Annotated in this window: 15 protein-coding genes; 8 read left to right on the top strand and 7 right to left on the bottom strand. The window is 47.5% G+C overall.

Annotated features, from left to right (window positions below; genetic code table 11):
* Positions 1–48: 48 nt before the first annotated feature.
* The 7 genes from ASG85_RS11310 (at position 49) to ASG85_RS11280 (ending at position 7812) form a co-directional block, all read left to right on the top strand.
* Positions 49–1278, top strand: a complete 1230-nt coding sequence (locus ASG85_RS11310; protein ID WP_060646273.1) for an MFS transporter — start codon at positions 49–51, stop codon at positions 1276–1278.
* 130 nt (positions 1279–1408) lie between these two features.
* The gene (locus ASG85_RS11305) at positions 1409–1984 is read left to right on the top strand and encodes a nitroreductase (RefSeq protein WP_060646272.1); all 576 of its coding nucleotides are present in this window, start codon (positions 1409–1411) and stop codon (positions 1982–1984) included.
* A 250-nt stretch (positions 1985–2234) separates the two neighbouring features.
* Positions 2235–3281 carry a LacI family DNA-binding transcriptional regulator gene (locus tag ASG85_RS11300; RefSeq protein WP_060646271.1) on the top strand — a complete coding sequence of 349 codons (1047 nt, stop codon included), beginning with the start codon at positions 2235–2237 and terminating at the stop codon, positions 3279–3281.
* 24 nt (positions 3282–3305) lie between these two features.
* Positions 3306–4721 (top strand): extracellular solute-binding protein, encoded by a 1416-nt coding sequence (locus tag ASG85_RS11295; RefSeq protein ID WP_060646270.1) that lies wholly within the window; start codon positions 3306–3308, stop codon positions 4719–4721.
* A complete protein-coding gene (locus ASG85_RS11290) occupies positions 4714–5667 on the top strand; it encodes an ABC transporter permease subunit (protein WP_235550106.1) in 954 nt (317 codons plus the stop codon). Before ASG85_RS11295 ends, ASG85_RS11290 begins: the two co-directional genes overlap by 8 nt.
* A gap of 9 nt (positions 5668–5676) precedes the next feature.
* Positions 5677–6537 (top strand): carbohydrate ABC transporter permease, encoded by an 861-nt coding sequence (locus tag ASG85_RS11285; RefSeq protein ID WP_060646268.1) that lies wholly within the window; start codon positions 5677–5679, stop codon positions 6535–6537.
* 9 nt (positions 6538–6546) lie between these two features.
* Positions 6547–7812 (top strand): CehA/McbA family metallohydrolase, encoded by a 1266-nt coding sequence (locus ASG85_RS11280; RefSeq protein WP_060646267.1) that lies wholly within the window; start codon positions 6547–6549, stop codon positions 7810–7812.
* Positions 7813–7893: 81 nt separating this feature from the next.
* Here the strand turns inward: ASG85_RS11280 and ASG85_RS11275 are convergent, their stop codons facing one another.
* The 7 genes from ASG85_RS11275 to ASG85_RS11245 form a co-directional block, all read right to left on the bottom strand.
* Complete coding sequence (locus ASG85_RS11275) at positions 7894–8808, bottom strand: pseudouridine-5'-phosphate glycosidase (protein WP_060646266.1); 915 nt, start codon at positions 8806–8808, stop codon at positions 7894–7896.
* 7 nt (positions 8809–8815) lie between these two features.
* Positions 8816–9916 (bottom strand): carbohydrate kinase, encoded by a 1101-nt coding sequence (locus ASG85_RS11270; RefSeq protein WP_060646265.1) that lies wholly within the window; start codon positions 9914–9916, stop codon positions 8816–8818.
* 159 nt (positions 9917–10075) lie between these two features.
* A complete protein-coding gene (locus ASG85_RS11265; protein ID WP_057302552.1) occupies positions 10076–10465 on the bottom strand; it encodes a hypothetical protein in 390 nt (129 codons plus the stop codon).
* Positions 10466–10608: 143 nt separating this feature from the next.
* The gene (locus ASG85_RS11260; protein ID WP_060646264.1) at positions 10609–13212 is read right to left on the bottom strand and encodes an Ig-like domain-containing protein; all 2604 of its coding nucleotides are present in this window, start codon (positions 13210–13212) and stop codon (positions 10609–10611) included.
* 738 nt (positions 13213–13950) lie between these two features.
* Positions 13951–15240, bottom strand: coding sequence for a glycoside hydrolase family 18 protein (locus ASG85_RS11255; protein ID WP_060646263.1), 1290 nt, complete (start codon positions 15238–15240; stop codon positions 13951–13953).
* A 183-nt stretch (positions 15241–15423) separates the two neighbouring features.
* Positions 15424–17298, bottom strand: coding sequence for an alpha/beta fold hydrolase (locus ASG85_RS11250; protein WP_060646262.1), 1875 nt, complete (start codon positions 17296–17298; stop codon positions 15424–15426).
* A 62-nt stretch (positions 17299–17360) separates the two neighbouring features.
* The gene (locus tag ASG85_RS11245; RefSeq protein WP_060646261.1) at positions 17361–17942 is read right to left on the bottom strand and encodes a TetR/AcrR family transcriptional regulator; all 582 of its coding nucleotides are present in this window, start codon (positions 17940–17942) and stop codon (positions 17361–17363) included.
* 109 nt (positions 17943–18051) lie between these two features.
* Between ASG85_RS11245 and ASG85_RS38845 the strand changes: the two genes are divergently transcribed.
* The gene (locus tag ASG85_RS38845) at positions 18052–18825 is read left to right on the top strand and encodes a hypothetical protein (RefSeq protein ID WP_057302547.1); all 774 of its coding nucleotides are present in this window, start codon (positions 18052–18054) and stop codon (positions 18823–18825) included.
* Positions 18826–18834: the final 9 nt, after the last annotated feature.

Raw genomic sequence — 18834 nt, 5'->3', positions numbered from 1 at the left:
CCTCTAATTTTAAACATCAGATGATATGATGAAAGGGTTTGAGATCACATGTCCGTATCAAACAATGCCCGTAATAGTACCGTTTATGCTATTTTATTTTCAATAAGCTTGGTTCATTTGTTGAATGATGCGATTCAATCCGTTATCCCTGCAGTGTTCCCGATTCTTCATGATTCGTTACAGCTCAGTTTTACACAAATCGGGTGGATTGCCTTCACTCTGAATGTGACCGCATCGATGTTTCAACCCTTAATTGGTCTGTACACAGACGCTAAACCGAAGCCATTTCTGCTTCCCGCAGGTGTGTTTTTCTCTCTTATGGGCGTGATTGTCTTGGCTGTGGCGTCATCGTTCGTGCAGGTTATATTAGCCGTCATTCTGGTTGGTCTGGGTTCCTCGGTCCTTCACCCGGAAGCATCGCGTGTGGCCTATTTGGCTGCTGGGCCTCGCAGAGGACTGGCGCAGTCGATCTTCCAAACAGGCGGTAACATCGGGCAGGCTTTGGCTCCTGTCTTTACAGCCCTAATCTTTGTACCGTTTGGTCAATTCGGTATCATCTGGTTTTCATTTGTCGCTGCGGCGGCGATCGTTGTTCAGTTTTTCGTTGCCAAATGGTATCGGAAGGCGGGAAGCCGTCCATCCACAGCCAACAAAACCGGGGGTGTCCGAAAGAAGCTCCCACGCAAAATGGTTGCCTATGCGATATTTATTCTCATCATGCTGCTATTTTCTAAGTTTGTTTATGTGGCCAGTATGACAGGGTTCTACGCCTTTTATTTGATCGAACATGACCAGCTCTCGGTCGAAAGAGCGCAGCTTTTCATTTTCACCCTGCTTGCTGCCGGAGCTGTAGGTACTTTCATGGGTGGACCTTTAGCGGATCGTTTTGGGAGACGTAATATGATCTGGTTCTCTATTCTAGGCACTGCGCCGTTCTCGCTGCTTCTGCCATACGCCAATTTGTTCTGGGCAGGTGTTCTTTGTGCGTGTATCGGGTTTATTTTGTTATCCGGCTTTTCCGTCATTGTCGTTTATGCACAAGAGCTGCTGCCAGGCAAGGTGGGTACAGTTTCTGGATTGTTCTTCGGATTGGCCTTTGGTTTAGGCGGGATCGGATCAGCTGTGCTGGGAACGCTGGCTGATGCAACAAGCATCACCTTTGTTATTAAGCTCTGTGCCTTTTTACCGTTAATTGGGTTATTGGCAGCCTTCCTTCCGACAGATAAAAAGCTGAATTTGCACGATATTGAGCTGCCGCAAACAGCAGTGAAAGCATAAAGCATGATTCATTAAGCTGCAAGGAAAAGTTCATAGCTACTAGGACGATGCTTCCGATGTAGTTTGCAGTGTGAGCTTGGGTCGTGCAACAATAGAGAGAGAATAAGCAAAAGGGAGAGGAGTGGGGTTCATGGAAATTAAAGAAGCGATTCGCCATCGCCGCAGTATCGGCAAGGTTAAACAGGATCCTGTCGACAAGCCGCTAATCGAACAAATCCTTGAAGCAGGCATTTGGGCGCCTAACCATTGTCACACAGAGCCATGGAGGTTCTGGGTCATGACTGGAGAAGGCAGAGGATTGCTTGGTCGAGGCTACGCTGAGGTTGCCGCTGCTGAAGCGGATCCAACACTCTCTGAGGAGGAGTTATCCAAGCTGAAAAGCGCTCAGGAGAAGAAAGCGTTCCGAGCGCCTGTCGTTATTGCCGTGGCCGTAACACCCTCAGTGAAGCCTGTAGTTCCGGAGACCGAGGAATATGCGGCAGCACACGCCGCAGTTCAGAACATGCTGCTTACAGCGCACGCACTAGGCCTAGGAGCAGTATGGCGGTCGGGTGCACCTACCTATCATCCGAAGATGCGTGAAGCGTTCAGTTTAGCGGGAAAAGAGGAGCTGGTCGGATTCATCTACATCGGCTATCCAGACATGGCTCCTCCTAAGGCGCAGCGGGTGCCGTTCGAGCAGAAGACGGTTTGGGTTAGCGAGTAAGCGTAAAGATTTATCGAACTTAAAAGAACCGTCAGGGATATTCCCTGGCGGTTTTCTCTTTTTGTGTAAACAAATCGTCGAACCGGTTTCATGATTTGTAGTTATGGATTGTAAGGAAATGCTTGAATTTCCTGGTTTTTGATTAAAACGATCATCAAAAACGCGCATTTCCTTTACAAATCATTAAGCTCTATTTAAAACTCCGTTGATAAAACCGGTTTAATATGAAATAGAAGTGAGGCGAGCTCATATGGCCAACATAGATGATGTTGCAAAAGTAGCTGGGGTATCCAAGAGTACAGTGTCCAACGTGTTTAGTAAAAAAAGGCCGATTAGCAAGGAAGTGTCGCAGCGTGTACTTGATGCAGCTTTAAATTTGAATTATCGACCCAATTACTGGGCTCGCAGTTTAGCTAATAAAAAAACGAATATCATCGGGTTAAATATGCCTGGTGAGCAAGTGAAATTCAGTCAGTTCCATCTTGGTCTCTTTAATGGCGTGTTGAGAGAGTGCTATAACCAGGGCTACCGGTTGCTGGTAAACACCCTGTCTACCGAATTCTCCTGCCAAGTTGAGCATTTGGCTACAGATCCCGTAGATGGTGACATTCTTCTGGATCCTGCCGCAAATGATGAGCGAATTTCCGAACGAATAAAGCGTAACGTGCCGCTTGTCGTGATAGGAAGACCACAGGAGGAGTTCGAATCCAGTGTCTCCTATGTGGATAACGATAATATAGAGATGGGACAAATCGTTACCGAGTACCTTCTGCAATTAGGTCATATTCATATCGCGTTCCTCAATGCACCGAAGGAAAGAACGGTTGCTCAAGACCGGGAGCATGGTTACTACAGAGCCTACAATAAAGCGGAGCTGTCGGTTGATGCAAAGTTCATTGTGTATAAAGATAGCAGATTAACGTCCACTGTCTACGGTTACCAGATGACCAAGAAGCTATTAGCAGCTTATCCGCATATTACAGCCATCATTACGGATACAGATAAAGTCGCATTAGGAGTTTACCAAGCGGCTGCGGAGCTTAATTTCCAAATACCGCATGACCTTTCTGTCTTTGCTTTCAGCGATGATTCTGTCTTCGCACCTGAATTCAAGCCACCCCTTACCGGAGTCAGGCTCAACGGGGAGGTACTGGGAAGCGAAGCAGCCAAGCTGCTCATCGAACAGTGCCGTCAGCCCAACGCCATTGCCAAACGAATTTTGATTCCTGCCAGTTTAGTTTATAGAGGCTCATGTGCCCGAGCGAGAGTTAGCTATACCATCAAACCCCATAAATAGATAGAAAAATAGGAGGCCATACCCATGTTCAACAAAAAAGCAGGAATGATCGCAGCACTTGTTTTATCGACAAGTTTACTAGCCACTGCGTGCAGCACGAATAGTGATAAAACAACAACAAACGCTGGCAGCGAAACTTCCAAGCCGGCCAAACAAGAAACCCTCCGCGTTCTGAGCAATGTTGCAGGGGGCAAGACGCCGGAAGAGAATGCCCTATTTGAGAAGGAAGTAGAAAGATTGACCGGTATTAAGGTCACCATTGAGAAACCAGCAGCCGACTATGATAAGAAACTATATGCAGCGATTTCAGCCGGCGAAAAGTATGACCTCATCTATATGGGCAAAGGTAATATGGATGTCCTTGTTGATCAAGGTGCTCTGATGCCGTTAAACGATAAGATCAAAGCCTCCAAAATTTTATCCGATCCTAAAGTGATTCCAACCAAGGAATGGGACATGATCACTTACAAAGACGGTCAGATCTTTAGTGTATTTAATAAATCAGAAGGCGGCACACTGCCTACCGTTCGTCAAGATTGGATGGACAAGCTGAAGCTGCAGCAGCCGAAATCATTGGAGGATTTCTACCAAGTACTGAAGTCATTCAAGGAAAAAGATCCAGACGGCAACGGTAAAGACGACACCTATGGCTTGTCCACGGCTGGGTTATACGACATTCAAGGGTTTATGAGCGCAGCAGGCGTGAAATACAAATATGTGATTGATGCCAGTGGCAAGCGTTCGATTCCTTATGCAACAGAAGCAGCGGTTCCGATTTATGAGTGGTTTGCGAAGCTGTACAAGGAAGGTATTCTAGACCCGAACTTCGCCACCAACGATTCAGCCAAAATGAGAGAGCTCTTCTTGACGAATCGTGTTGGGATGGTCACGTACTGGGATGCATGGGTAGGTTTGTTCAATAATATGAAAAAAACGGATGATCCTAACTTTAAAGCCAAAGCAATCGCTGGGGCTGTAGGTCCAGATGGTAAAATCATGCTTCGTCGCGGCGACCCAAGTGTTTGGGGAGTTCCAGTGAATGCTGAGCATGCAGATACGGCGATTAAATTTTTAGAATTCTGGCACTCCGAGAAGGGCAACATTCTTAGCACATTAGGTATTGAAGGCAGTGATTACACCGTTAAAGATGGGAAATATACGCTAACCGATGAGGGAGTTAAACATGGTATGGACCATGGCGCTCCGTTCCCGAACAACACGAACTTTAAGAACCCGATTGGTACGCTGCCAGGCGCTATGGAAGGCCGTCAAGTTATTTTCGATAATAATGCAACGATTGAAAACTCCACCAAAGACTGGCCGAGCGCTGAAAAAATCGTTACCAATTATGCTTTCCAAGCGATGATGGGTAAACTGCCAGCAGCAGAGGCTGTGAAAAAAATGAATGATGAGCTAAAAGCAGCTAAACTAATTGACTAATGAGAGAGCGGAGGCAGGGAATAACTCCCCAGCCGCCGCTTTACTTTTCATGGATAAGGTGGGACGTCAAGTGACCGCATGGGCACGTTATCGCGTAATGTATATCATGATGATTCCCGTTGTGATTTATTTTTTGATTTTCTCTTATTACCCGCTCATTAAGGGCTTGCAAATCTCCATGCAAAACTTTCGGATTATTGGAAATCGTCCGTTCGTTGGTCTTCAGAATTACATCACGGTTTGGAACGATCCGGTATTCTGGCGCGTCTTGGAGAACACCTTAATCATCGGAGTCGGGATGCTGATAGTTGGCTTTTTTGCCCCGATTATAACGGCTCTGTCGTTAAACGAAGTGCTTAAAACGTGGTTTAAGAAGCTGACACAAATGGTTATTTACTTGCCGCATCTTTTTTCTTGGGTTGTTGTAGGAGGCATCTGGATCATTATGCTGTCTCCGGACGGAGGATTTGTTAATGATTTGTTGAAGCTGCTTGGTGCTGCTAAACCGATTCATTTTTTTGCGGAAGTCGACTATGCCCAAGCTTTAATGGTCTTAACGAACACTTGGAAGGAAATGGGTTTCACTTGCATTCTTTATTTGGCCTCTATAGTGACCATTTCCCCTTCTTTGTATGAAGCCGCGCGTATGGATGGAGCTGGACGCTGGCAGCAAATTCGTTATGTAACCCTGCCTCAGCTCATTCCGACGATGAAGGTTGTGACCTTGCTGAATATGATCGGGATGCTTCGGATGTTCGACCAAATGATCATTCTAAGTAATCCTGTTATTGCCCGTAAAGTGGATGTACTGATGACGTATACGTATCAAAAAGGAATTCTTGAGTTCAAAATGGGCGTTGCATCAGCCGCAGGCTTTCTCGTTGTATTGGCAACGCTGATCTTAGTGTTCGCAACCCGCAAACTGATTCGTTATGACGAGGAGTGAAATCGTGTTATGAATAAATCGTTGAACGGCAGAGACTTGCCCTTCCATATAGTAAACAGCCTCTTCCTGCTGCTGCTTGTAGCGACGATGATCCTGCCTATTTGGAACACCTTTGTCATCTCCATTTCCTCTAACATCTCATCCATGCATGGCGGTATTCGATTATGGCCTTCTGAGCCGAGCCTAGAGGGATACCAGACAGTGTGGCAGCGTATTGAGCTGTGGAGACCTTTCGGTTTGAATGTACTGGTGACGTTGTTGGGGACGTTTGTCCACTTGCTGCTATGTGCAATGGCTGGATATGTGCTGCTGCACAAGGGGCTGCCTGGGCGCAAGCTGATCATTAGCTTTATTTTGCTTACCATGATGGTTCCGAATGAAGCCGTGATGATCCCCCTTTACGTTGTGAATAAAGAGCTAGGCTTATTGAATTCCGTATATGCTTTGATTTTATATAGTTTGGTTTCAGGTTTCAGTATTTTACTAATGAGAAATTTCTTTGGAGCTGTTTCGTACGAAATGGCGGAATCCGCTAAAATCGACGGAGCAGGTGAGTTTCGCATTTTTTCTACCATGTATGTGCCGCTTGCTAAACCAGGATTGGCTACTGTTGCATTGTTCGAATTCGTTTCACGTTGGAATCAACTGACGCCTGGACTGCTCTATATCACCGATCAGAAAATGTTTACTTTGCAGGTAGCGCTGCGCTCACTCGTCATTCAGTCCGACTCGACCAGCAGCAACTTGTTTATGACGCCTAATGTTCGGATGGCCGGTGTCATGCTGGCCTTGATTCCATTGGTAGCTATTTATCCATTTGTGCAAAAATATTTCGTAACAGGCCTTATGGTCGGCGCTACGAAGGAATAGGGGGAGCCTATGAGCTTCGTGACGATATCTCGTTTCATTACAAGTGAGGAAGCCGATCGCTATGTGGAGGTTCCTTTTCAAGTAGCCTCAGGTATGGAACGTATTTACGTTAGCATAGAAGTGGAATCCCATGGACCCGGAGACTGCGTCATTGATCTTGGTTTAAAGGATACGGATCAAGTGAGAGGCTGGAGCGGGGGCGCGCGAACCGAGTTTTATGTGGAGCTTGAAAAGGCGACTCCCGGATATGTACCTGGGTACATGGTCAACGGGGAGTGGTGTGTGCTGCTAGGTACGTACCGGATTCCACCGGCAGGATGCACCGTCATTGTGAAGGTTGCCTGCATACCCAAGGAAGGGCGTTGGCTGAAGGGCGATCTTCATATGCATACCGTCCACAGTGATGGAGCCCTAACATTATCCGAGAATGCTCGAATTATGGAAGAGTTGGGCTGCGATTTTCTAGCAATGACGGATCATAATACGTACAGTCAAAATCTTGCTTATCCGCATGAAACGGGCGTTGTTTTAATTCCCGGTATGGAATTGACGACGAATCACGGACATGCGAACTTCTTGGGTGTTGTTAAGCCTGTGGTAGATTTCCGTGCGACTAGCTCGGAGCAGGTGCAGGAACGTATACGTGAGGCAAGATCGAATGGCGCACGCGTCGTGCTGAACCATCCCCATTGTCCGAATTGCGGCTGGGAATGGGACTGGATGGTCGATTATGATTGGGTAGAAATTTGGAACGGGCCTTGGCGGGAAGCTAACCGCAAGACTCTCGACTGGTGGCATGGGCAGCTTTGCAGGGGCAAACGCCTCATCGCCGTAGGTGGCAGTGATATGCACCGGTTTGGAAGCTACGTCAGTCATAGTTCGCCGACAACCTGGGTGTATGCATCCTCTCGAACCGTTGACGGCATACTTCAAGGTATCGATACGGGGCGCGTTTTTCTAAGCTACTCACCGGATGGTCCAGTCATGGAGTTGAGCGCAGGGAAGTATAATATGGGCGATGTAGTGCCTATAGATGCACCGGAGCGTGAAGAAAATGTAAAGCTTGTGCTGTCAGGGCTGCTTGCAGGGGATGAGGTTAAGCTAATCTCGAATCAAGGTGTCGAGCGCTCATGTATCGTTTACAATGAGCATTCGCTCGAGTTACTAGGTGAGCTGGCAGGTCGAAGTTTTTATCGGGCTGAGGTGTGGCGGTATTTTGTCGAGGTGCATGAAATGCTTCTTGCATCTGTAAGTAATCCGCTGTATATGGCATAATGCTAGCCATCCAACGTAAAAACGAGCCGCCAGAACTTCTGGGGCTCGTTTTTTTGAGAAGTCGAGGTCAGATGAACTCGACTACTTGTTCTTAAGGGCAACCGCAACCTGCGCGGCCGTTTGCGCGTTGTGATAAACGAGCGCGATGTTCGTCTCCAAGCTGCGGCCTTCGGTCAGCTGTTTGATGCGCGCTAGCAGGAAAGGCGTGACCTTCTTGCCGGTCACGTTTTGATCTTTGGCCTCAGCCAGCGCTTGCTGGATGACGCCTTCGATCTCGTGATGGTCCATTGCGGATTCCGCAGGAACCGGATTGGCGATGATGGCGCCGCCGGCAAGTCCCAGCTCCCACTTGGTGCGGAGCATGGCCGCAACCTCGGCTGCCTCATCGAGGCGGAAGTCAACACCGTAGCCGCTTTCGCGGGCGTAGAAGGACGGGAACTCGCTCGTTTTGAAACCAACTACGGGTACGCCGTGGGTTTCCAAATACTCGAGCGTGCGGCCAATATCGAGGATCGACTTCACGCCTGCGCAGACGACAGCGACGTTCGTTTGAGCCAACTCCGTCAAGTCAGCGGAGACGTCCATTGTCACTTCACCTTCGCGGTGAACACCGCCGATACCGCCGGTAGCGAACACTTCGATGCCGGCAAGCGCAGCGCCGATCATCGTTGCCGCAACAGTCGTTGCGCCGATTTTGCCGGACGATAGGATGTAAGGGAAGTCACGACGGCTAACTTTTTCTACATTAGCTGTTGTCGCGAAAGCCTCAAGCTCCTGCTCGTTCAAGCCGATTTTGATTTTGCCATCCATAATGCCAATCGTTGCTGGAACAGCGCCGTTATCGCGGATGATTTGTTCCACTTTTTTGGCCATTTCAATGTTCTGCGGATAAGGCATCCCGTGTGAGATAATCGTTGTTTCCAAGGCTACGATTGGCTTATTGTTCGCGAGAGCATCTTTCACTTCGTCGGTAAATGTCAGGTAGGATGTGTTCATAATAGGTTCAGTCTCCTTTAGTTATCGATTGTATGGTTTGTAGCAGTCGCTCTTCGGTTAGTTCACTTGCTACAGATTGATTGGTTTGAAGCGTAATATGTGCGGCAGCGAGCCCATAGGAGCATGCGTCCATAAAGGTATGTTGATGCATCACACCATAAGCGATACCAGCGACGAGAGCATCACCTGCGCCAGTTACTTCCACGACATGGGTAGGAATAGGAGGGAAGAACCGCTCGCCTTCCTCGCCAGCATACATGACACCCGCGCTGCCAAGTGTAATGATTACGTGTTTCACACCCCGTGCCTGAATAGCTCTAGCCAGCTTAGCGTAATCTTGATCGGTTTCTACCGAGGGACCAGCAAGTAATCGAGCTTCTTCCAGGTTAGGGAAGATCGCTGTAATACCATGAAGCTCCTGCGGGAGCTTTTTCGCTTTTTCGGAAGAGACGGGGTCGATGAATAGCGTGATGCCTTCTTCTTTACAGCGCTTAATTAATTCTTGGAGCGTATCCGCAGGCAAATTCGTATCGGCAATGATCAGCTGGGAAGCCGCAATATGGGACCATTTGTCCATCAAAAGCTGGGGTGTACATTTATCGTAAATTTCCATGTTGGCAAAAGCCAAAAACATCTCGCCCGTGGCATCAAGCAGCGCCGTGTAAGTCCCCGTGTTCTCGCCCTGTAGGACAATCGTTTGGCTGACGTCGACACCGCGCTTTCGTGTTTCATCAAGCACCCACTGACCAGCCTTATCGTCACCGACAACGGTTACGAGGGCAGTCCGGCAGGATAAACCAGCTAGTGTATCCGCGATATTGCGAGCCACACCGCCGCAGGACTCGGTAACCGTTACCGGATTCGAGGAGGCCAGTCGAATAGCCTGCTTGCTGGCAGCTTTACTGTCTAGGTTCGCGCCGCCGATACACATGACGGTTTGCTCATCAGATGTGACATAGGCTCGGCCTCGGATCGTACCTTTCTTGGTCAACGCAGCGATATAGCCGGCAACAGCAGATCGGGAAATGCCTATGGCACTGGCTATTTCAATTTGGGAGATGAATGGATTTTGACGTATTAGTGCTAAAATTTGCTGTTCACGATCCATGAAAAGCTCCTTTCAAACGAATAACTGCCTTTAGTTTAACGCAATCAAAAACATATGTCTATAATATAAACAAATGTCCATAAACAATTTAGCGAAACAGAAAAAAGCCTTCCCCTAAACCGGGAACAAGGCCTCTTTAACCAACCTTCACATGTCACTTTAAGAAGTCCGGGAACGTTTGCCGAGTCCAAGCAGTCCGATTAAACCAAGCAGTCCTAGGTAATTCCACCAAGGCGAAGCTTTGTCGTGCGCTCCGTTTGCTGCCTGGGTATGGACCTTTAAAGCCTTCATCGAAGTAGGCGGTGTAAGCCCATATCCAGCCGCATGACTGTTCATGCTGCCCGTTTTACGCAAATTAGCATCCGCGCCAGGCATGCCGAACGGATTCGTGTCAAAGAACGTCGGTGAGCCTTGTTTGGCGGCTTCCCAACTATCTACTTGCGAAATCATTTGCTGGTTAGGGGAATGCATACGATAGTGATGTGCCCCAAGGAGAGCCGAGATTGACAAAAAAGAAATCAGACCCAGCTTCATAAATCTGGAAACCATGATCCATACCTCCAAGACTTGTTGAATTGGTACTGTAAGTGTAAGTATGGATATATTCCCCTAAGAGCAAGAACTTATGCTTTTTTCTGTAAAATGAGAAAAACCGCTGTTCCCCAATTTGGGAAACAACGGTTTCATTGGTATTACTTCGTAACTGTCACTTGTACGGTCGTTCTCATGTTGGAATACGTGACCGTAATTCTAGCAGACCCTTTGCCGGTTGCTCGAATGATACCATCCTTCACATCAGCAATCATGATGTTCGACGATGTCCATAGTGCAGGTTTGGTTACATCTTCTTCGGACCCGTCTGTGTAGGTAGCCAACGCCTCAATCTGAGCCGTTTTGCCTTCTTGCAGCTCGATTTTGACGACATCTGTTTTCAAATATTTCAGTGAATCGATTTCCACGGGAATAGCGACCATTTTGCCGCCGAAGGACCCGGTGATCGTTGTTTTTCCTGAACCAGTAGCAGTGAAAAGCCCATTCGTAACAGTTCCAAGTTTATAGGCCATGACTTTCCATGTTGCTGTTTCCGTGACATCTTTGGTAGTGCCGTCAGCTAAAGTAGCGGTTAATTTCACTTGTACTTGCTCGCCGCTTTTGGTGACGATGAAAGATTTATCAGCGACTAGTGTCTGAATCACGCCGATTTCAACCGGAATGGATACACTTTTACCGCCATAAGTTGCGGTTATGGTTGCTTTACCTCGGGAAACCGATGTTACAACACCTTTGGATACTGACGCGATGGTGGTGCTGCTTGATTTCCACTCAGCCTCATTAGTTACAATGCGTGCTGCACCGCTAGCATCTGTAGCCGTCAACACGATAGATCTTGTTTCATTCAAGTCAAAAACTAAATTGGTAACATTCGCCGATAGATCGCTTGCCATATCGACAGTGACCGAAATTGTAACTGTCTTGCTGTCCAGCTGCGCGGTCAGGGTCGTTTCTCCTGAAGCTACAGCTTTTACTTTACCTCCGTCAACAGTGGCTGCTTTGAGATTACTGCTTGTCCAGATGACATCTGCGGCTGCATTGCTATTCTTGGTATCATCGGTATATATAGCTTCTGCTGTTAAAGTAACGGAATCGCCTTTTTTCATAACTAGCTTTTCTTGACTGACCGTCAAACTTTTCAGTACGCCAACCGATACTTGAATACTAGTTGTGCGTGTACCGTATTTCCCTGTAATCGTTGCAGTGCCGGTTGAAATCCCTGTGATTTCACCGCCCCGTACTTCGGCGATATCTTTGGAGCTGGTCGTCCATTCTGCCAGGGATGTAACATCCAATTCTCTGTTATCTTTGAAATAAGCGGTTAACGTGACTTTGTCGGACCCGCCTTTTTGTAAATTAACAGCTTTTTTACTTGCTTTGATGGTCGTAGGGATATCGACTTCGACTTTGGTTGTCGTAGTCTTGCCGCCGTATTTAGCGGTTACCGTGGCTTCACCGGATTTATAAGCTTTAACTAAACCCTTACTTACAAATGCAACGGCGTCGTTATCCACGCTCCAAGTCGCGCTATCTGCGATGGTATTGTCGCTCGTACCATCGGCATAAGTAGCCGTCAAAGTAAGGGCGGGAAGCACTTGACCTACTTGCATAGAGAGCAGGTCGGTACTAACGACTAAACGGCGAGGAACTTCAACATCAACGTTAGCTGTAACTACTTTATCACCGTATTTGGCATAAATCGTCGCTTCACCAATGGATATGGCAGTCAGCTTACCTTTGGTAACTTGGACGATATCTTCATCACTTGAAGCCCATTCAGCGCGATCTGTAAAGTTAACGGGTGTAGCGCTGTCGATGTAGGTAGCTTCTAATTTCAGATCTTTAATTGCATTTTTCTTCATTAAGACATTTGGTTGATCTAATGTGAGTTTCAATGTACTGTCCACATCAACTTTAACCGTTGTCGATTTAGTGCCGTATGTAGCAGTTAAATTAGCTGTACCTACACCGTAACCTTTAACGGAACCATTAATGACATCAGCAACGTTCGGTTTGTCAGTGGTCCATACTGCTTTAGCGGAGATATCAGCGTTTGTACCATCTGGGTAGGTAGCGTTCAGTACGATTGGTTCTGTTCCATTAAGCAGTAAGGATATACTGGATTTCACAGCATCAATACGTCTTACAATTTCAACATCGACTGGCAATGTCAGGGATTGATTCATATATTTAATCGTAATCGATGCACTGCCGGGATTTTGTCCCTTCACTAAACCATTCGTTACGGTCGCAATGGAGCTCGTATCGACGGTGTAATCAGCCTTGCTCGTTACATCTTCGGACGTGCCGTCGTCGTAAAAGGCTGTAATCTTAACTTGATCAGTCGCATTAAGGCGGAGAGCCAGGGACTGTTTATCTTTGGTTAATGATTTTACCTTTTTGCTAACATCGACGTTAACGATTACGGTCTTACCCATATACGTGGCAGTTATCACGGCCTTGCCTTCTTTTTTGGCGGTTACCACACCCGCATAGACGGAGGCAATATCGGTCGAACCGGAATTCCAATCGGTTTTGACGGTTGCATTCTCGGTAGAGCCGCTTACGAAGATGGCGGTGGCCGTCAGATTGGCTGTATCTCCGACTTGCAAAGCAAGTTCGTTTTTATTCAGGACGAGCTTAGAAATCTCATCAGCTGCAAAAGCGGTTCCTGTCACTAAGGATTGAGTAGCTAGAATAAAAATAAATACCAAGGATAACCACTTACTGTGTCTAGACTTCATTTCTCTCGTTCCCTCCATTGTTGTTCCTCTACGATTTATAAATTGAAAATTATGGAACGCTACTATTATCGGAATATAGAGGGTTAAAATGAATAGTTGTCATAATAAATACCCAAATACATCCATCGAATCATAGTTTCAAGTTCCATACTTGCCAGCAAGTTTATGCCCCACGCCCTTCCCATTTGATGATCATAAGGATTACAGATGAATATAAGTTAAACCTATGTAATTGGTAAAAATTACTTAAGCTTAGACGAGAGGCTGTAAACAAAGGTTGCAGCAAGTTATTATTCTTTACAAAGGCAGGCTTAGGCCAGAAAAAAGAATTTTCCCAAAAGTAAAAGGGTGCAAAAAACAAAAAAATGAGGTGGCAAGGTTATTCTTGCCTTCTCATTTTTTGTTTTGTCTCGATTGCAAGGGAAAGTCTCACCGGACCTTTAATTAGGGGAACGTCGATTCGTTATTTTGGGAAATCTGCGATAGAAATCGAAATAGAGGAACATGAGAACGCTATTTGCTCAAAATGAACAATCCGGAGGCATAAAAACGATAAATAGCGCATCGTAGTTCCTCTTCCTCATGAATTCGGGTGTTTTTCGTCCAAATAGCGGATCGACGTTCCCTCGGGTAAACCCTGATCGCCATAACTTGGTAAAGTAAATGAGAGATTACATCCAAAAATGGCTTAGTGGGAAAACCTCTTTACTACTTTGTGGATCCGCCATTTCCATCCGACTAAGATCGTTTCACGACTTTGAAATTTTCCTCAAGGAGCAGCCAGTTTTGCGGAAATTTAAGACCAAGCTTCCAGTAACTAATCCCGCGTAAGCCAAGCTCCTTCAATAAGCGGAATTTCGCTTGAATCGAGCGCGCGTCCTCGAACCAGACGGTGTGTTCCTTGCCAGCATCGTCCCAGTAGTTAAAATGCGGGGCTTGCGCCGTGTAATCGTATAGGATCTGCGCATTATACTTGCGGGCGAGATCAATAGCCGCTTGCGGAGAGACAGCCTTAGCAAAGGCGCCGCCTTTGACATAGGGCAACGTCCAGTCGTAGCCGTACAGATTTTGACCCATCATGACTTTGGAAGCGGGCATCTCGCTAATGGCATATTCCAGCACTTTGCGCACGGGTCCGATGGGGGAGACGGCCATAGGGGGGCCACCGCTGTAGCCCCACTCGTACGTCATGATGACAACGAAATCGACGATTTGGCCATGCGCTCTGTAATCATGCGCAGAGTACCAGGCGCCGACTTGAGCGGCGCTTGTTTTCGGCGCGAGTGCCGTAGACATTAAATAACCTTCTTGATGGAGTTGTGTCGCGGCTTTACGTAGAAAGCGATTGTAGGCATCACGATCATCGGGGAACAGATGCTCAATGTCAAAATGGATATCGCGGAATCCATATTGCTTGGCAGTGCTTTTAATAGTCTGAAGCAGATGATTCTGAACGGTTTCGTCGGTGAGGATGATATGTCCGAGCTCAGCGCTGAATTGGTCATTCTCGAGATTGGTCACAACCATCATCAAGGTGACGCCATGCTGTGAGGCAATCCCACGAAGATCATCCAGTGGAGGGGCTTGGAGGGTGCCGTCCCGTTTAATACGGAAGCTGAATGGAGCTAAGTACGTAAGATGAGGGGCTGCTTCCTTGGCGGATTGAATGAGAACGGGCGATACGTCAGACCCGCGAGGCTCTAAATAGGCATTCACTTCTGCTTGCGTACGAGGGGTTGGCGGAATATAGAGACGAAAGCCTACAGGTAAAGATTGATACAAGGTTAGTCTATTGACGGAGGCGAGGGTTTGCAGGTCGATTCCGAGTTTTCGGGCAATCAGATAGAGCCCTTCACCGGGCTGTACCCAGTAGAACGAGCCAACAATCGGAATGACCAATGCCTGTCCGATGACCAGGGATTGGCTGGGGGTCATTTCATTGGCTGATGCGATCGTATCTACTGACACTCCATACGTTTGCGAAATGCGGTATAACGTCTGTCCCTTCTGGACAACGTGGATTTGCATAGGGGTTCCTCCCTTTCTTCGTAAGCAAAGGCGTTACATGCGAGCCTACTTTTTCCTTTACCTTATTCGAAGAGAAGGAATTGGGTGTATGTCTATTGGAAAATGTCTGCTGGAAAAAAATCGAAGAACTCGATTGACATCATGCCTCGCTGCGGCAGAAGAATCGAGCTCTTGCAGTAAAAGCTATAGACCTTGCTGCCTCAGGAGCTGAGCGCTTAGCACCGGATGCGAGATAGGGAAGTGGTGAGCAGCCGCTATCTCCACCGTGCGCGCGGAGCGAAAGCGCTCCGGCAGACGGTACATCTGATCCTGGGTTCCCCACAGGATCGATGTTTGATGAAGCAGCCGCGCATCGAGCTGCTTCAGTGTGAAGCTCTCTGCGCGCGTCAGCGCAGAGAGGGTCTCCGCAGTCGTCTTCCGCACACGCGGCGACTGCAGCTCGGCCAGGACATAAGTGACATACGCAGGCGGTATGTCACTTATGTCCGTGAAGCAGCTCTGCGCCAGCAGCTGCTTCCGTAAGCTCGCCGCGCGCAGCATGCGCAGCGCGGCTTCGTTGATTTGCGCGCTACGGTACCTCCGCGCAGCGCTGTGCAGTGCAGGCTGCAGCAGATGCAGCCTGTGGATCTGTTCCGGTACGCGAGCGTAGGCGTGGGCGGCGAGCAGTCCGCCCAGTGAGTGCCCCACGAGCGTAACCGGGGTCTCGAAAGACCGAATCGCCCGGACAAGCGATTCGATATGCCCTTCTATCACGTCCGCACCGTGGTGATAGGGCGAACGGCCAAAGCCTGGGAGATCGACCAGGCAGACGGAAGACTCAGGGAATTGCTCGGCCAGCGGAAGCAAGCAGTCTGCTCCGCTTAAAGTGCCATGAACGAACAGGATCGGAGGCTTTCCCTTGTCTGATCCCACTCGTTCCAGTGTGGCCAAAGGCCCTCTTTTACCCCGTATATATCCATCTGCCTGAGGGTGGGAATGAACGAGACGAAAGTCGAGATCCGAGATGGTATGGGGCATAATCGAGGCGTTAATCGCGTGCCCCAATCCGTACTTTCTCTGCATGTCTTGTGCGGCAGTTAGGGGATAGACATGATTAACATCCACGATGAAATCGAGGGATTCCTTAGGAATTCCGATTTTCCGTCCAAGAGGACTCCCCAGAATCTTTGACAACCATTTAGGTGAGATCGCTCCCCATGGTTTACTGACACGAAGTTCCTTGGCTATGCCTGACACGAGCTCTGTCATCGAGGGACTTTGCTTCTTCTCATCCAGTAAGTAGTAGGTTTGACTAACGGGATTCGATTCCTTCGCTAGAGCGCTAATGAACTCAGCAGCGTGATCAACATGAAAGAGAGGCAGCCAATGGGAGTTACCGCCGGGTGTAATACTCATCAACCTACGCGCGGTGGCCTGTACGAGAATACCGAGCCCGCCTGTTTGCGGGGTATCCCCATTCTCTGAGCTGCCAATAAGAACGCTTGGATGGACGACAGATAGAGGAAAGTTTAGCTGCTTCGCTCCTTGGCGAATGCGCAAATCAGCTAGAAATTTCATGAGCTCGTAAGGAGATTCCTTCTCTAAACTAGCGATGATAGGTGCTGGATTGTGGATATTATCAGCTGTAAAGGGACTTTTGAAGCCGACTAGATGGATGAAATGCTGCAGACCCTTGCGCTTATGAATTTGCGATGCCAAACTTAGCAATTCCTCGGCGGCTTGCAGGAAAACCGCACGGGCCTCGGCCTCCCCGATCCGAATATCCATCGGTCCACCTGCGTGAATGATGACATCTGCCGTTAGCACTGACGCCATGTCAGGCGCGCTTAATCCAAGGCCGGGTAAGCTTAAATCTCCTATAACCGGGAAAATTCGCTCATTTCCCACACTAGTTTCCCTCTGACCATCACCGCTGAGCCCGCCTAATTGCTTGCGGATCTGCTCCCATCGAGCTTTGGAGCGAACGAGCACCGAAACGGTATGATCCTCACGGAATAGCTGCTCTAATGTTTGTGTTCCTATGAAACCTGTACCGCCTGTGATGAAAATATGAGTCATCTTAATTGCCCGCCCTTCATTGTTATTTTAGTACTAATTGGTACTAGTTGTGATTAAAAAAATTACTTTAGCAACAAGGCTAAAGTAGAAAGAGTTTGATCCAACATAGCTGGATCTTCGTTTGCATGCTGCAGGAACAGCCCGCCTTCAATCGTCGATACGATCAATTGAGCCGTGGCTTTTGTCGGCAGAGTGGATGAAAACTCCTTGTTATGAACACCCTCGATGAGCAGGGCTTCCACCGTAAGTATTTGGTCCCTGAAAAAAACGCTCACTTTCTCCCGCAGTACATCTGCATCAAGCGGCATCTGTGTGTAGAGCGTGAGAAACGGGCATCCGCCTAAGGAAGTCCATTCAAGTCCTGTCAGCACTTGTAGGAGAGCAGTGAAACGCTCCTGCACACTTAACCCCGAACGTGACACGGTCTCCTGGATCATCTCGTTATAGGTGTGAATAAGTTGTTCGAGAATTGCGGTCAACAGGTCTTCTTTGCTTTTGAAATAATAATAAATATTGGTTTTAGACACTTTACTCACGGCAACGATTTCGTCCATGCTGGTTGCTAAGTAGCCTTTGGTCAGGAACAAATCCGTTGCCACTTGAATCACAAGATCACGGTTGGTTAATTTTTTTTGTTTTTTCATGAATAGTACTATACGGTACTAAAAATCAATTGTCAAATCCGAAATGTATATCTTACATGCGAAAGAAGATAATAGCATTATTGGAAACTGATTTATAAGGATGCTGCACATGAGAACCAAGCCTCGCCGTCAGATTGCATTCGTCAGTGTATTAGGCATTACTCAATTGCATTTGCGCAATCCCTTCATTATTGTATGGTGGGCCGCAGCCTTTCCGGGCTTTGGTCATTTATTGCTATCCAAGTATATTCGCGGCTTTATCCTTATTGGATGGGAAATGCTCATTAATTCCCAGATGCATTTGAATGAAGCGATCGTATACACCTTTACTTGTCAATTCGAACGAGCCAATGAGGTGCTGAATATTCGGTGGATGTCACTCTATGTGCCTGTATATTTATTTGCCATTTACGATAGCTATCGAACTACCGTGGATATGAATCATCAATTTATTTTGGCCAAGCGGGAAAAAGCCCCGATGGATTGTTTTAAGATGAGCAGTATGGAAATTAACTATTTAGATAAACGCTCGCCATGGCTATCGATGGTTTGGTCCCTGTTAATGCCGGGAATGGGACAGCTTTACGCCCACCGGATTATCAATGCTTTTTTTATACTGGTGACCTGGATTTCGCTTTCTTATTTGTCCCATTTGCTTGAAGGAATTCACTATTTACTCATGTGGGACTTAACACAGTCCGCCCGTGTAGTAAGTATGCATTGGCTTATATTTTTGCCTTCTCTATATGGTTTTTCCGTCTACGATGCTTATGTAAGTACAGTTGAATATAACAAGCTGTTTGATCACGAGCAGATTTCCATGCTGCAAGAGAACTATCAGCCTCCCCAATTTCCATTTCCTAAATCTTCGCTTCGAAAATGAGGGTTACAC

The organism is Paenibacillus sp. Soil724D2, assembly GCF_001427935.1.
Classification (GTDB): domain Bacteria; phylum Bacillota; class Bacilli; order Paenibacillales; family NBRC-103111; genus Paenibacillus_E.
The sequence above is the reverse complement of the archived record's forward strand: the minus strand, read 5'-3'. Positions and strand labels throughout refer to the sequence as shown.